Origin of the sequence: Herbaspirillum lusitanum (assembly GCF_046025995.1) — a bacterium.
GTDB classification, from domain to species: Bacteria; Pseudomonadota; Gammaproteobacteria; order Burkholderiales; family Burkholderiaceae_D; genus Herbaspirillum; species Herbaspirillum lusitanum_A.
Genome location: NZ_JAQQFM010000003.1, coordinates 156743 through 171196, shown reverse-complemented (window position 1 = coordinate 171196; position 14454 = coordinate 156743). Strand labels below are relative to the sequence as shown.

Sequence of the window (14454 nt, the reverse complement as noted above, 5' to 3'; positions counted from 1 at the left end):
TGCCTTTTTTCGTCCGAACTGCCGAAACGGGCCCGCAGTCAGAGCGTGCGCAGCTGACTGTTATCCAGCTTGAACACGCTGACCACCTGGGTCAGACGTCCGGCCTGATCCTGCAAGGACTGCGCGGCGGCGGCGGCTTCCTCCACCAGCGCCGCGTTCTGTTGCGTGACCTCATCCATCTGCGTGATGGCGCGGTTGATCTCTTCGATGCCGGTGCTCTGCTCCTGCGTGGCGGCGGTGATTTCGCTGACCACGTCGGTCACGCGGCGCACGCTGTCGACGATGTCGCTCATGGTGTTGCCGGCCTGTTCCACCAGCTTGCTGCCGGCATCGACCTTGCCCACCGAGTCGTCGATCAGGCCCTTGATCTCTTTGGCGGCTGCCGCCGAGCGCTGCGCCAGCGAGCGCACTTCGGAAGCCACCACCGCAAAGCCGCGGCCCTGTTCGCCGGCGCGCGCCGCTTCCACTGCGGCGTTCAGCGCCAGGATGTTGGTCTGGAACGCGATGCCGTCGATCACGCTGATGATGTCGACGATGCGGCGCGAAGACTCGTTGATCGAGCTCATGGTCTGCACCACCTGACCGACCACGCTGCCGCCCTGGCCGGCGACTTCGGAAGCCGACACCGCCAGTTGATTGGCCTGACGTGCGTTGTCGGCGTTCTGCTTGACGGTCGAGGTCAGTTCTTCCATCGCCGATGCAGTTTCTTCCAGCGAACCGGCCTGCTGCTCGGTGCGCGAAGACAGATCCAGATTGCCGGTCGCGATTTCCGATGAAGCGGTGGAGATGGTGTCGGTGCCTTGACGCACTTCGGTAACGATCTTCAGCAGGCTGTCGTTCATGGCCTTGAGCGAATGCATCAGCTGGCCGGTCTCGTCGGTGCTGGCGGCCCTGATATCGGCAGTCAGATCGCCTTGCGCCACGCGCTGGGCAACATCCACCGCTTGCTGCAAGGGACGCGAAACGATGCGCGCCACCGTGATCGCCAGACCCATTGCAATCACCACGATAGCGGCCAGCAGACCGATGATCCAGGTCTTGGCTGCGGCATAGGTGCTATCGGCTTCGGCATCGGAGCGCTTGGTGCCGTCGTCGTTGATCTTGGCCAGGCCATCCAGCTGTTCGATGGATTGACGGAACAGTTTGTTGGAATCGCCCTTGAACAGATTGCGTGCTTCCTCTTTCTTGCCTTCGCGCGACAAGGCCATGATCTGCTTGTTCACCGCCAGGTAATCGCTCAGCGTCTTTTCCAGCTGGGGAAACAGCACTCGCTCTTCCGGCTCGGAAATCAGCGCCTGATAAGCCGCCTTGTCCTTGTTGATCAGTTCCATGCGGGTCGCCATGGCCTTTTCGGCATCGGCGAAGTCCTTATCGTCGGTTGACATCACGTGCTGCAGCTCGGAGATACGGAAGCGCGGCATCGACGCCTGCATTTTCTGAGCCAGCTTGATGCTCGGCAACCAGTTTTCGGAGATGTCGGTAGAGGCCTTGTTGACGTTGGCAAGTTGCCGGATTGAAAACACGCCGAGCACGATCGTCAGCGCAATGACGACGACGAAAGAAAGAATCAGTTTCTGAGCAATTTTCAGATTGTAGAACCAGCGCATGATGACCTCGACGGATGGATGACTGATGCAAGTGTAGGCAGCTGCAAGCTCAGGCATATCGCAGAGAACACCGTTGTTTCACCCCTGTATCGGTCCTTCCGCGCGTGCTGTGACAGACGTCTGACGCCGGGCTGACAGCCTTGTCAGAAAAGGCGAGCCTGCGCATGATTCAGACGCGGAAAATTACTATGACGCATGCCTTCACTTGCGCACCTGAATCAGTCCGCATTCACCGAATACTTCTTTCGCCAACGGTACGATCTGTTCACGAGCAGCCGGCGCCAGTTCTTGCAGATAGGAAAGAAAATAGCCGATCGGCGGCACCGCAGGACGCGCCTTCAACACTTTGAGCGCGCCGCTGTCGGCGGCTTCCTTCGCCATCAGTGCCGGCACCACGGCGATGCCATGGCCGGCGGCCACCAGCTTCAGAATCAGGGCGATCGAATTGCAGCTGCCGCCCAGGCGCAGGCCGGAGGCATGCGCGCCGAACCAGTTGATCATGGATGATTGCAGCGAAGACGGCGCCGGCAGACTGAGAACGGTGCAGCCGGCCAGTGTCGCCGGATCAGCCTGCCGCCCCGGCGCCTGGAACGAACGCGGCGCCACCCAGCGCAACTCGACGCTGCCCAGCGGCTCGTCCACCACGTGGGCGGCGGACACCGGGCTGCTGAGGATCGCCATGTCCAGCTCGCGCGCATTGAGCTTGCGGCTCAGTTCGGTGCCGATGTCCACCTGCAGCTCGACCCGCAAACCCGTGAACTGCATTTTCAGGCGCGTCAGAAAGGTGCTCAGGCCGGTCATGGCGGACGATTCGTTGACGCCCAGTCGCAGCACGCCCAGGCCCGGCGCATCGCTGCCGAGGCCGCTGCTGAAACCGTCGGCCAGCGCCAGAATCCGCTCCGCCAGTTCGAACAGCGGCCGCGCCTCGGTCTTCAGTTCCAGCTTGTAGCCGCTGCGGTCGAACAATTGCTCGCCGACCAGTTCTTCGAGTTCGCGCAGACGCGCGGTCACCGCCGGCTGGGTCAGGCTCTGGTGCCGCGCGGCGGCATGCACACTGCCCAGGCGAGTGACCCAGTAGAAGCTTTCAAGTTGTTGCAGGCTGGGACGCATGATAAATATTTATTATCGTGAATGGATTCAATCGTAATTATCTTTAATTATCTCCCCGGCCTAAAATTTCTGCCAGATGCTTGCGCCAGGCTTTCCACAGACTGGGCTGCAGGCTCAATTTTTCATCCCCTGCCTTGCCTGCCACGGAGAATCCCATGCTGCACAATCTGAATCTGCCCCAGCCGGCGCTCGACGCCGCTTCCGCTCCGGCCGCCTGCCGCCGGTTGATACGCAGCGGCGCCTGGTCGGCCCCGACCGCCGGTCTGGCGGCGCGCCATGTGCAGGTCAATCTGGTGATGCTGCCGGCCGCCGAAGCCGCCGATTTCGAACGCTATTGCCAGCGCAATCCCAAGCCTTGCCCAGTGCTGAGCATTTCCGAGCCGGGCGAATTTGCGCCGCCGGCCCTGGGCCAGGATCTGGATCTGCGCACCGATGTGCCACGCTACCGCGTGTTCGAAGGCGGGCGCATGAAGGCTGAAGTGGAAGACATCAGCGCACTGTGGCGCGACGATCTGGTGACCTTCGCCATCGGCTGTTCTTTCACCTTTGAGCATTCTCTGATCGAGAGCGGCATTCCGGTGCGTCACATCGAGCAAGGCCGCAATGTGCCGATGTTTCGCACCAGTATTCAGACCAGCCCGGCCGGCAGATTCGCGGGACCGATGGTGGTCACCATGCGTCCGCTGAAGGCGGCCGACGCCATACGTGCGATCCAGATCACCTCGCGCTTTCCGGGCGTGCATGGCGCACCGGTGCATATCGGCGACCCGGCCCTGATCGGCATCAACGATCTGGCGCATCCCGAATTCGGCGATGCCGTCAGCGTGGCCGACGATGAGCTGCCGGTCTTCTGGGCCTGCGGCGCCACCCCGCAACTGGCCGTGCTGCAGGCCCTGCCCTCGTTCTGCATCACGCATGCGCCGGGTCACATGCTGATCACCGATCTGCGCAACAGCGATTACGCCGTGCTTTAAGTTGCCGCCAAGCGCATGCCTTCATCCATCTTCTATGGCGTGCTGGTGGCGCTGATCTGGGGCGCGCAGCCGGTGGTGTCGCGCTATGGTTTTCAACTCGGACTGAATGCCGCCGACGCCACGCTGGTGCGCTATCTCGCCAGCGGCTTGCTGATGCTGCCGTATGCCTGGCGCCGCGGCCTGGGCGATGCCTGCGGGCTCGGCTGGCGCAAGGGGCTGTGCCTGTTCCTGCTGTCCGGTCCGCTGTTCAGCCTGATTCTGATCGGCGGCGTCAGCTATGCGCCGGCCTCGCACGGCGCGCTGATCCATCCGGCGCTGGTGCCGCTGTTCGGCGCGCTGATCAGCCGCTTCGGCCTGCGCCGGCAAGAGCGCTTTTCACTGATCAGCATGGGGCTGCTGCTGGCCGGGCTGTTGCTGATCGGCGGCGATAGTCTGATGGATGGGCATGCGCTGGCTTCCGGCGCCTGGCGCGGCGATCTGCTGTTCGTCCTGTCGGCGCTGATGTGGGCGCTGTACATGGTGCTCAACAAAAGCTGGAACACCAGACCGCTGGATGTGGTGGCGCTGGTGCAGGTCTTGTCGCTCAGCTATGTGCTGCCCTATCTGCTGTTGCACGGCATGCATGCGTTTGAGCATCCGCCCGGGCTGCTGGTGTTGCAGGCCTTCTATCACGGCGTGCTGGTGAGCGTGGTGGGCGTGGCGCTGTTCAATTGGGTGGTGAGCAGGCTGGGCGTGAAGGCACTGATGTTCAACGCGCTGTCGCCCTTGTTCGGCGTGGCGCTGTCATCGCTGCTGTTGCAGGAAAGCCTGAAGCCCTCGCTGCTGATGGGCGCGGCGCTGATCGTCGCCGGTCTGGTGTGGTCGCTGCGCGGCGCCCGCCAGGCGCCTCAGACTCAGAGCTGAATCCGGATATGAATCAGGACGCCGGCCTGGCGGATGGCTGAGCGGCGTCGCCCACGGCAGGCGCCTCGCCGGCCATGCCGCGCTCCTGCCAGTCGCCGCCCAGGGCCTTGATCAGAAACACCGAGGTCAGCAGACGCTGCCCCATCAGTTGCGCCGACTGCCGCTCATTACTGAGCAGCGTCTGCTGCGCGGTGATCACTTCCAGATAAGTGGCGACGCCGCCTTCGTAACGGCTGTTGGCGATATCGAGCACCCGGCTGGCGCTGCGGATGGCCGATTGCGATTGGGCGTAGGCGCGATCCAGCGCAGCGATGCCGGTGATGCCGTCCTCCACTTCCTGCATCGCGGTCAGCACGGTGCGCTTGTAGCCCGCCACCGTGGCCTCGTAATTGCCGCGTGCGAAATCGACCCCGGCGCGCAGGCGGCCGCCGTCGAACAGACTCTGGGTGGCGGACACGCCCAGCGACCACAGCACGCTCGGGGCATTGAACAGCGCGCCCCAGTTGCGGCTGTCGACGCCGTAGGACGGCGCCAGCATGAAGCTGGGATAAAAGGCGGCGCTGGCGACCCCGACCTGGGCATTGGCGGCGGCCATGGCGCGCTCGGCGGAGGCGATGTCGGGACGTCGTTCCAGCACGTCCGACGGCACGCCCAGCGGCACCTGCGGCAGATTGATCGCCGCCAGCGACGGCGCCAGTGAAAACAGCGGCGCCGGCGTGCCGGTCAGCGTGGCGATGGCGTGTTCGTATTGGCCGCGCTGGCGACGCAGCACGTCGACCTGGGTCAATGTGTTGTCGAGCAGCGCCTGCTGCTGGGCGACGTCGAGGCCGGAACTGGCGCCGAGATCATGGCGTGAGGTGGCCAGATCGAGCGCTCGGCGCTGCAGGGCGATGGAGCGCGTCAGCACATCCATTTCCAGATCCAGCTCGCGCAGGTTGAAGTAGTTGCTGGCGAGATCGGCGCTCAGCAGCAGGCGGGTATTTTCAAAGTCGGCCGCCGATTGCTGCGCCGATGCCTGCGCGCCTTCCACTGCGCGCTGCACGCGGCCGAACAGATCGGCTTCGTAACTGACGTTCAGGCCCAGCGCAAAATCGTTCTGCACCGTGGCGTAGTTGGGCGAGTTGTAATTGGTCAGCGGCCGGTTGGCGGAGATGCGGCCGCGCTGCGCACGCGCGCCGAGATTGACCTGCGGCACGGTGGCGGCATCGGCGATGCCGGCGGTGGCGCGCGCCTGCGACAGACGCGCAGCGGCAATCGCCAGCGTCTGGTTGCCGGCCATGGCTTTTTCCTGCAAGGCATTCAGTTGCGCATCGCCGAAACGCTGCCACCAGGGACCGCGCAGCTGCGCATCGTCGGGACGGCTCTGGCGCCATGGCGCTTCAGGTTGCCAGCTCGGCGGCATGTCCACTTGAGGCTTGCGATAGTCGGGTCCGGCGGCACAGCCGGCCAGAGTCGCCACGGCGAGCGTCAGCGCACTCAGCAGCAGAGCGGTGTTCACGACGCGGCCTTTGCTGCCGGTGCGGCTTTTTTGTCTCCGTCCTTGCCTTCCTTGGCCGGCGCCAGGGCAACCTCATCGCCCTCGGCCAGCGAGTCGGATGGATTGAGCACCAGTTTTTCATCGCCGGTGAGACCGTCCAGTACCTCGACCGTGAGGCCGTAATTGCGGCCCAGCTGCACCTTCTTCAGACGGATGTGATTGCCGGCATCGACTGCCGCCACCATCGCACCGTCGCGGCGGAACATCAGCGTATCGGCCGAGATCACCATCGCGCCGCTCGGTTTGAGCGGCAACGCCACCTGCACGAAGGCGCCGGGCAGCAAGGTGTTGCCGGGATTGGCCAGGGCCACTTCAATCTGCATCGCGCGCGTGGCCGGATCGATGGAGCCGGCGGTGCGTGCGACCTTGCCTTCGAACTTGCGGCCGCGCAGTTCGGCTTGCGTGATCACCACGCTCTGGCCCGGCTTGACCAGTTGCGCATACGACTGCGGCACGTTGACGTAGACGCGCAAGGGGTCGGTCTGCGACAGCACGAACAGCGGACGGCCGGCGCCCGGATCGATCAGGTCGCCGACATCCACGTTGCGGCGCGTGATGGTGCCGGAAAACGGCGCCAGCACGCGCTTGAATCCTTCCACCTGCTTGAGGCGGCCGACGTTGGCTTCGGCCGCCGCCAGATTCGATTGCGCCTGCGAGTAAGCGCTGCGGCGTTCATCCACTTCCTGTTGCGAGACCGCGTCCTTCTTGCGCAAGGCTTCCCAGCGCGCCATGGAGCTCTTGGCCAGCTCCATGCTGGAAGCAGCCTGCGCGCGTGCGGCGACGGCCTGCGACAACTGCTGATCGGTTTCCGGCGTATCCAGTTCGGCCAGCAGATCGCCCTTCTTCACTTCGGCGCCGATGTCCTTGTACCAGCGCTTCAGATAGCCGCCGGCGCGCGCCGAGATCGGCGACTGCACGAAGCCCTGCAAGGTGCCGGGCAAGGCCAGCGTCTGGCCCTGATCGCTGCTCCTGGCGGGCGCCGTTCGCACATACTGTTTGGCGCGCTCGGCGGTGCCGGCGTCCAGTTCGCGCGCGTTGGCGGCGCGGCTGACGACGGTGCGCGCAGCGCCCGCAGCCAGCAGCAGCATCACCACCAGCAGGATGATTTTGGAGCGCCTTACCATCTGGCGCCGCGTCAGCAATTCGCCATCGTCGGATGCGAGCGAATGGATGCCGAGTTCGGAATGACGTTCTTGCGACATTGCTTCAGGTCTCCTGTTGCACGGTGCCCGCCGGCGGCAGGCGCTGTTCGCGCTTCTGCTGGCGGCGAACCAGTCGTTGATGCACGCCGGCAAACACTACCGGCACAAAAAACAGCGTGGATACGGTGGCGAACAGCAGGCCGCCGATCACGGCGCGACCCAGCGGCGCGTTCTGCTCGGCGCCTTCACCCAGTCCCAGCGCCATCGGAATCATGCCGATGATCATCGCCAGCGCCGTCATCAGCACCGGACGGATACGCGTGGCGCCGGACTCCAGCGCAGCGGCCAGCGGCGTCGCGCCTTCTTCGCGGCGCTGGCGTGCGAACGACACGATCAGAATACTGTTGGCAGTGGCCACGCCCATGGTCATGATGGCGCCGGTCAGCGCCGGCACGCTCAGCGTGGTGCCGGTGATGAACAGCATCCAGGCGATGCCGGCCAGCGCCGCCGGCAAGGCCGCGATGATGATGGCGGCGTCGATCCACGACTGGAAGTTGACCACCACCAGCAGATACACCAGCACGATCGCCATCGCCAGGCCGACGCCCAGACCGATGAACGAGGCCTGCATGGTTTCGACCTGACCGCGTATCACCACCTGGCTGCCGCGCGGCAGCTTGGGCTTGATTTCTTCCACCAGTTTTTCAACCTTGCCGGCCACGCTCGCCAGATCGGTGCCCTGCACACTGACGAAGACATCGATCGCGGGCAGGATGTTGTAGCGCGAAGCCACCGCGATCTGCCGCCCCTGCCGCACATCGACCAGATTGCCCAGCAACTGCGTATTGGCGTTGCCCAGACCGGCGGCGGCCGCTGCATTGGCGCCGGCGCCGACCGGAATGTTGAGCAGCGAATCCAGCGAATCGACGCTGTACTGCGGCGACTGTACCGCGATGTTATAGACCACGCCGTTCTGCGGATTGAGCCAGAAGGCCGGCGAAGTCTGCGAGCTGCCGGACAAGGCGATCAGCAGGTTCTGGCCGACGTTGGAGGCCGACAGGCCGAACTGCTGCAGACGCGTGCGATCCATCTGCAGATCCAGCGCCGGGCCATCCAGCCGCTGATGCACGTGGGCATCGACCGCGCCCGGCACTTGCCGGATTTTCTTGGTCAGCTCGGCGGCCAGCTCGGCATTGCGCGTCATGTTGGGGCCGGTGAATTGCACGTCGATGGCGGCCGGCAGACCGAAGTTGAGAATCTGCGTGACGATGTCGGCCGGCTGGAAGAAGAACTCGATGCCGGGGAAACGCTTGGGCAATTCGGCGCGCAGCAGGCTCACCAGTTCTTCGGTCGGCCGGTGCCCTTCTTTCAGCGCCATCAGCATTTCGCCGTCGAGCGTGCCGATGGTGCCGGCATTGCTGTACGAAAGATTGATGCCGCTGTTGGGCACGCCCAGATTGTCGAGAATGGTCTCCAGCTCGTCGGCCGGAATCATCTCGCGTATCGCGCGTTCCACTTCGTCGGCGATACGCGCGGTTTCTTCGATGCGGGTGCCGGTCGGCGCGCGCATGTGCAGACGGATCTGGCCGGAATCGACGTTGGGGAAAAAGTCGCGGCCGAGGAAGGGGAACAGCAAGGTCGAGAGCACGCAGAAGCCGAGGAAGGCCAGCGCGAAATTGCGCCGGTGCGCCAGCAGTGAGGACAGCACCAGCGTATAGCCGCGCCGCACGCGCTCGAACTGGCGGTCGAAACTCAGATACACGCGCTGCAGCAGACTGCGCTTGCCGTTGTCGATCTGGCCGTGGCTGCCCATCAGCAGCATCACCAGCGTCGGCACCAGCGTGCGCGACAGAATATAGGAGGCGATCATCGCGAACACCACCGATTCGGCCAGCGGCACGAACAGGAAGCGCGCCACGCCCGACAGGAAAAACATGGGCACGAACACGATGCAGATACACAGTGTGGAGACGAAGGCCGGCACGCCGATCTCGCCGGCGCCGACGATGATGGCGTCATGCAGCGGCTTGCCCAGGTGCATGTGGCGTTCGATGTTTTCAATCGTGACGATGGCCTGGTCCACCAGAATCCCGACCGAGAGCGCGAGGCCGCCCAGCGTCATCAGATTGAGCGTTTCGCCAAGCGCCGCCAGCACCAGCACCGAAGCCAGAATCGACAGCGGAATGGTGAGCGCGATGATCACCGTGCTGCGCCAGTTGCCGAGGAACAGCAGCACCATCGCGGCCGTCAGGCCGGCGGCCAGCAAGGCTTCGCTGATCACGCCCTTGACCGCCGCCTTGACGAACAGCGACTGGTCGAACAGCGGCGTGATCTTGACGTCTTCCGGCATGGTCTGCGCGGCCTGCGGCAGCAGCTTGCGCAGGTTGTCGACGATGTCCAGGGTCGAGGCGCCGCCGTTTTTCAGCACCGACAGCAGCACGCCGCGCGCGCCGTCCTGGCGCACGATATTGGTCTGCGGCGAGAAGCCGTCGCGCACGTAGGCGACATCTTTCAGATAGGTGGTGGCGCCGCCGTTGGTGCGCACCGGCAGCTCGTTGAGGCCGGCCACCGCATCGGGCGAACCGTTCATCTTGACCGTGTATTCAGTGGCGCCGAACTTGGCGGTGCCGGACGGCAGGATCAGATTCTGGGTGTTGATGGCATTGACCACGTCGATAGGCGCCAGCCCGCGCGCCTGCAAGGCACGGGTGTCGAGATCGACGGAAATCAGACGCGTCTTGCCGCCATAAGGAAACGGCACGGCGACGCCGGGAATGGTGATCAGCTGCGGCCGCAAGGTCTGCACGGCGGCGTCGAACACGGTCTGTTCCGGCAGGCTGGGGCTGGACAAGGCCAGCTGCATCACCGGAATGCTGGAGGCCGAATACTTGATCACCAGCGGCGGCGTGATGCCGGGCGGCATCTGGCGCAACTGCGACTGCACCGAGGCCACCACCTGCGCCATGGCATTCTGGATATTCGCCTTGGGCTGGAAGAACACCTTGATCACCGCCACCCCGGACAGCGATTGCGATTCGATGTGTTCGATGTCGCTGACCACGGTAGTCAGGCCGCGCTCGTTCTGGGAGGCGATGCGCTGCCCCATTTCCTGAGCCGACAGACCGTTGTAGTTCCAGATGATGCTGATGACCGGAATATTGATTTCCGGAAAAATGTCGGTCGCCATGGTACGCAGCGTCAGCGGCGTGGCGAGCACGATCAGCATCGCCATCACGATGAAGGTGTACGGGCGGCGCAAGGCCAGCGCAACCATGTTCATGGAAATTCGGTCCCGAATTGATGAAGTGTCTGAAGCAGTCCGGATTATTACCCGTCACGCGCGATCCGGGACCTGCGGACACTACGTATGCAGCGGCATGCGTAACGTCATCCCTCGCGCCGCCGTGGTGCCGGCCAGCCTGTGTGCTTCCCTGCATTTTGCATGCCCGGCCTGCGCGCTGACTGCCGGCGCGCAATGCCGTGCCCCCGTTTTGATGCCTGTGTCTGATGCGTGTCTATTGCTTTGTTGGTGCAATGCATGCCATCCGGCCCGCTTCCCTTTCCTGTGCCGCCGCGCATTTTCCCCTTGCACGACAACCCCGGCTTTGCTTCTATTTCTTCGTGATCAGGCCGATCAGCGCCGGCTATTGTAGCGGCAGCCAGCACGCCGTGCGGCCTTGCCGGCGGGAATTTTTTCTGACAGAAATGTCAGAAAGCGCAGCCGCGCCAGCATTGAACTGCGGCGGCGCAGCAGAAATGCACGTTTGCTCGTTTGGCGGAAAAAGCGCGGCCATTTTTCGCGCGGTCCGACATTCTCATTTGACGGGAATTGCGTGGCGAGCGAGCGCAGCCTGCTCCCCTGCCGCCGGCTGCTGCTGCCGTCCCGCATCTTCGTCCTCGCTATGGCACACTGCTCAACTTACACATAGAGAGCTGCCAGCACCCGCCACCCTCCGCATGGAATTTTTACGCACCCGCATCGAAGCCAGCGTGCTCGCCATCAGCCGGCCGCCGGGCAGTACCGACTTCTTGTTGCCGCCCGGCGATCCCGGTTTGTTCGGGCCGGATTCGGCCGCCTGGCAGGTGCACAGCGATTTCACCGCCATGCTGATCGGCGGCGTCAGCGCGCTGCTGCTGCAGATGCTGCATCCGCTGGCGCTGGCCGGGGTGTGGGATCACTCCAGTTTTCAGAGCGACATGCTGGGACGGCTGCGGCGCACCGCGCAGTTCATCGCCGGCACCACCTTCGGCAGCCGCGCCGATGCCGAGCGCCTGATTGCGCTGGTGCGCCGGATTCACCTCGGCGTCAGCGGCACTGCACCGGATGGGCGCAGCTACCGTGCCAGCGATCCTGCACTGCTGAGCTGGGTGCATGCGGCCGAGGTATCGAGTTTTCTGGAAGCCTATGTGCGCTACCGCAACCCGCACTTTGCGCAGGCGCGGCGCGATCTGTATCTGCAGGAAATCGCGCTGATCGCCGAACAGCTCGGCGCCGAAAACGTGCCGCGCTCGCAAGCGGCAATGCAGACCTATCTGCAGGAGATGCGGCCGCAGATGCAGTGCGACGAACGCACGCGCATGACGCTGCAACTGGTGCTGAACGCACCGGCGCCGAATGCGCTGGCGCTGCCGTGGACGCGGCTGATGATGCGCGCCGGCATCGATCTGCTGCCCGCCTGGGCCAAAGAGAAACTGCAGGTAAAGCCTTACTCGCCGCTGCAGCGCGCATTGCTGCAGCGCTCGGTAATGCTGGCGGCGCAGCCGATCCGCTGGGCGGTGCGCAACGGATCGGTGCATCTGGCGCGCCGGCGCATGGGATTGCCGCCGCAAGCGCCGCCGCTCGCGCACGACTAGGCCACCAGCGCCACCACGCCCGATGCCAGCAGCAAGGCCGCCACGCTGCGGTTGAACCAGATGCGCGGCAGCAGATGATAGATGCGCTCGCCGATCAGCACGCCTGCGGCGAAAGCCGGCACCAGTACCAGCGTCGATAGCAGCAAGGGCACATGCACCTGATGATTGGCTGCGAGGATCAGCACCGCGCCTGAATACAGTACGGCGAAATATCCGAGCAGATTGGCGCGCAGGATTTCGGTGGCGGCCTTGTGTTCCGATGCCGATGCCGCGGCCAGTCCACTGAAGTAATACACCGCAGGCACGCCGCCGATACCGCTCAGCGCGGTCATGGCGCCGCTCAGGATGCCCGCCGCGGTGGCCGGACGCGCACCGCCCCGGTGGTGCCAACGCCAGCCGCGCATGTGCAGCATCGTCACGATCAGCACCACCACCCCCACCAGTTTGTTGAGCCAGGGCAAAGGGTGGCTGGCGATCCAGTGCACGCCCAGCGCCGTGCAGATCAGCGCCACTGCCGCCATGCCGGCCAGCGACCGCCAGCGCACCAGCCGCGACCAGCGCCGCCAGCCTTGCAGCGAGGCGGCGCAATTGATCAGCACGATCAGCGCCCCGGATTCCGGCGACGGCAGCAGCACGCCGAACAGCGGCGCCATCACCAGCGCCGCGCCGAAACCGGTCACCCCCTTGGCCATGCCGGCCAGCAGACTGATCAATGCCAGCAGCAGCATGGCCAGCGGCGGCGCCGACAACATCATGGCGCCACTGCCGAAGCGACCGGCAGGCGCCTGTCTGGCGTCATCCATGAGTCTGAAAGAGAAGGCGCGCAGCCATGCTTGCGCGGCGTGATGGAAATGGTCTGCATGGGCCGGCCTTGATTGAGTTGGCGCAATCATTGCATTGACTGAGACCAATGCATAAGACCAAGAACGGCAATCGATGGGTCCAGCAATGCAACGCACAAAAACGGTGCCGATATCAGATGCGTCGCACAGAAGAAGCGCAGCACCGGCCTGTGTTTGCGCAATCTCCCGCGCGCCGTGCGCCAGGCACCGGCAACGCCGGGCGGCGCATGCCGGGGCGCGGCAGGACTATGCGTCTGGTCCAATCGAAAGCCCGCTGTGGCACCATCGTCTGGCGCGCTTTCTGCGTCACAGTAGATGTGTTGCGGCACACCATGCCGACAGCTTCCTTGCTTAAATCACATCTCACTGAGGGGTATCACATGAAAGCATCCGTATTGCGCCACACCGTCGCCGCCGTCTGTCATGTACAAGCAAAAAAATGGGTGCGCATGTCGGCCCGCCTGCTGGCGTCGGCCTGCCTGCTGTGCGCTGCCGGCAGCGCGCTGGCGGCCGACAAGGAAGTCACCATCGCCTTTCAGGACATGATGGTGCCGTGGCGTTATGCGCAGCAGCTGGACGAAGCCGCCAAGGAAACCGGCTACAAGGTCAGCTATCGCAAATTCGGCGGCGGCGGCGATGTGATCCGCGCCATGGCCTCGGGCAATGTGCAGATCGGTGAAGCCGGTTCCAGCCCGGTGGCGGCCGGACTCAGCCAGGGTCTGCCGATCCAGCTATTCTGGATTCTGGACAACATCAACGACGCCGAGGCGCTGGTGGCGCGCAATGGTTCCGGCGTGACTTCGATGGCGCAACTCAAGGGCAAGCGGCTCGGCGTGCCCTTCGTCTCGACCAGCCATTTCCATGCGCTGCTGGCGATGAAGAAGGCAGGCCTGTCGCCGTCCGACGTCAAGGTGCTCAACATGCGTCCGCCTGAAATTGCGGCAGCCTGGGAGCGCGGCGACATCGACGCCGCCTACATCTGGAATCCGGTGCTGGCCAAGATTCAGGCCAGCGGCAAGGTCGTCACCACCTCCGGCAAGATTGCCGCCGACACCGGCATCTCCACCTTCGACGGCTTCGTGGTCAACCGCGACTGGGCCAAGGACAACGAGAAGTTCATGCTGAGCTTCGTCAAGATCCTGGCCAAGTACGATGAGATGTATCGCGCTCATCCCGATCAGTGGACCGGCAGCACGCCGCAAGGCAAGGCCATCGCCACCATCAGCGGCGGCGAGCCGGGCGAAGTGGCGGCAGCGCTGGCGCTGTATCAGTTCCCGACAGCGGCGGAACAGGCTTCTTCCAAGTGGCTGGGCGGCGGCAAGAGCGGCGGCGCGGTGAAGTCGCTACAGGCCACGGCGGAATTTCTGAAGGAACAGAAGACCCTGCAGAACCTGCTGCCGGACTACTCGGTCGGCGTGACAGATCAGTACGTCAAGGCCATCGCCAGGTAATTTCAATGCCATGCGGCGCATCGCCCTTCGCGGT

General features: G+C 64.2%; 11 protein-coding genes. 4 read left to right on the top strand and 7 right to left on the bottom strand.

The genetic code is table 11. The features are described from left to right. Window positions 1–38 precede the first annotated feature (38 nt). Window positions 39–1607, bottom strand: coding sequence for a methyl-accepting chemotaxis protein (locus PQR62_RS06645; protein ID WP_408156063.1), 1569 nt, complete (start codon window positions 1605–1607; stop codon window positions 39–41). Between the two features lie 201 nt (window positions 1608–1808). Continuing rightward, the gene (locus tag PQR62_RS06640) at window positions 1809–2717 is read right to left on the bottom strand and encodes a LysR family transcriptional regulator (RefSeq protein WP_408156061.1); all 909 of its coding nucleotides are present in this window, start codon (window positions 2715–2717) and stop codon (window positions 1809–1811) included. A gap of 155 nt (window positions 2718–2872) precedes the next feature. Here PQR62_RS06640 and PQR62_RS06635 point away from each other — a divergent pair, with 155 nt between their 5' ends. Together PQR62_RS06635 and PQR62_RS06630 are read left to right on the top strand one after the other, a co-directional pair. After that, window positions 2873–3691, top strand: coding sequence for a putative hydro-lyase (locus PQR62_RS06635; RefSeq protein WP_408156058.1), 819 nt, complete (start codon window positions 2873–2875; stop codon window positions 3689–3691). A gap of 15 nt (window positions 3692–3706) precedes the next feature. Then, complete coding sequence (locus PQR62_RS06630; protein ID WP_408156056.1) at window positions 3707–4594, top strand: DMT family transporter; 888 nt, start codon at window positions 3707–3709, stop codon at window positions 4592–4594. Between the two features lie 13 nt (window positions 4595–4607). On the opposite strand, the gene PQR62_RS06625 is transcribed toward PQR62_RS06630, so the two are convergent. The 4 genes from PQR62_RS06625 to PQR62_RS06610 form a co-directional block, all read right to left on the bottom strand. Next, the gene (locus PQR62_RS06625; RefSeq protein WP_408156053.1) at window positions 4608–6092 is read right to left on the bottom strand and encodes an efflux transporter outer membrane subunit; all 1485 of its coding nucleotides are present in this window, start codon (window positions 6090–6092) and stop codon (window positions 4608–4610) included. Beyond that, window positions 6089–7333 carry an efflux RND transporter periplasmic adaptor subunit gene (locus PQR62_RS06620; protein WP_408156051.1) on the bottom strand — a complete coding sequence of 415 codons (1245 nt, stop codon included), beginning with the start codon at window positions 7331–7333 and terminating at the stop codon, window positions 6089–6091. The genes PQR62_RS06625 and PQR62_RS06620 overlap by 4 nt, the downstream gene beginning before the upstream one ends. A 4-nt stretch (window positions 7334–7337) precedes the next feature. After that, window positions 7338–10553: an efflux RND transporter permease subunit gene (locus tag PQR62_RS06615; protein ID WP_408156049.1), complete on the bottom strand. Its 3216-nt coding sequence runs from the start codon at window positions 10551–10553 to the stop codon at window positions 7338–7340. A gap of 354 nt (window positions 10554–10907) precedes the next feature. Continuing rightward, the gene (locus PQR62_RS06610; RefSeq protein WP_408156047.1) at window positions 10908–11162 is read right to left on the bottom strand and encodes a hypothetical protein; all 255 of its coding nucleotides are present in this window, start codon (window positions 11160–11162) and stop codon (window positions 10908–10910) included. Between the two features lie 68 nt (window positions 11163–11230). On the opposite strand from PQR62_RS06610, the gene PQR62_RS06605 reads away from it, so the two are divergent. After that, window positions 11231–12127 carry an oxygenase MpaB family protein gene (locus PQR62_RS06605; RefSeq protein ID WP_408156045.1) on the top strand — a complete coding sequence of 299 codons (897 nt, stop codon included), beginning with the start codon at window positions 11231–11233 and terminating at the stop codon, window positions 12125–12127. On the opposite strand, the gene PQR62_RS06600 is transcribed toward PQR62_RS06605, so the two are convergent. Next, window positions 12124–12930 (bottom strand): sulfite exporter TauE/SafE family protein, encoded by an 807-nt coding sequence (locus PQR62_RS06600; RefSeq protein WP_408156043.1) that lies wholly within the window; start codon window positions 12928–12930, stop codon window positions 12124–12126. The two genes, PQR62_RS06605 and PQR62_RS06600, sit on opposite strands and share 4 nt — an antisense overlap. Before the next feature lie 488 nt (window positions 12931–13418). Between PQR62_RS06600 and tauA the strand changes: the two genes are divergently transcribed. Further along, a complete protein-coding gene (gene tauA, locus PQR62_RS06595) occupies window positions 13419–14420 on the top strand; it encodes a taurine ABC transporter substrate-binding protein (protein WP_408156858.1) in 1002 nt (333 codons plus the stop codon). Window positions 14421–14454 lie beyond the last annotated feature (34 nt).

What these genes read in the sequence shown, in the direction of transcription:
- PQR62_RS06645 (WP_408156063.1), bottom strand. Translation starts at nt 1,607, where the DNA reads ATGCGCTGGTTCTACAATCTGAAAATTGCTCAGAAACTGATTCTTTCT.
- PQR62_RS06640 (WP_408156061.1), bottom strand. Translation starts at nt 2,717, where the DNA reads ATGCGTCCCAGCCTGCAACAACTTGAAAGCTTCTACTGGGTCACTCGC.
- PQR62_RS06635 (WP_408156058.1), top strand. Translation starts at nt 2,873, where the DNA reads ATGCTGCACAATCTGAATCTGCCCCAGCCGGCGCTCGACGCCGCTTCC.
- PQR62_RS06630 (WP_408156056.1), top strand. Translation starts at nt 3,707, where the DNA reads ATGCCTTCATCCATCTTCTATGGCGTGCTGGTGGCGCTGATCTGGGGC.
- PQR62_RS06620 (WP_408156051.1), bottom strand. Translation starts at nt 7,333, where the DNA reads ATGTCGCAAGAACGTCATTCCGAACTCGGCATCCATTCGCTCGCATCC.
- PQR62_RS06615 (WP_408156049.1), bottom strand. Translation starts at nt 10,553, where the DNA reads ATGAACATGGTTGCGCTGGCCTTGCGCCGCCCGTACACCTTCATCGTG.
- PQR62_RS06610 (WP_408156047.1), bottom strand. Translation starts at nt 11,162, where the DNA reads ATGCGGGACGGCAGCAGCAGCCGGCGGCAGGGGAGCAGGCTGCGCTCG.
- PQR62_RS06605 (WP_408156045.1), top strand. Translation starts at nt 11,231, where the DNA reads ATGGAATTTTTACGCACCCGCATCGAAGCCAGCGTGCTCGCCATCAGC.
- PQR62_RS06600 (WP_408156043.1), bottom strand. Translation starts at nt 12,930, where the DNA reads ATGGATGACGCCAGACAGGCGCCTGCCGGTCGCTTCGGCAGTGGCGCC.
- tauA (WP_408156858.1), top strand. Translation starts at nt 13,419, where the DNA reads ATGTCGGCCCGCCTGCTGGCGTCGGCCTGCCTGCTGTGCGCTGCCGGC.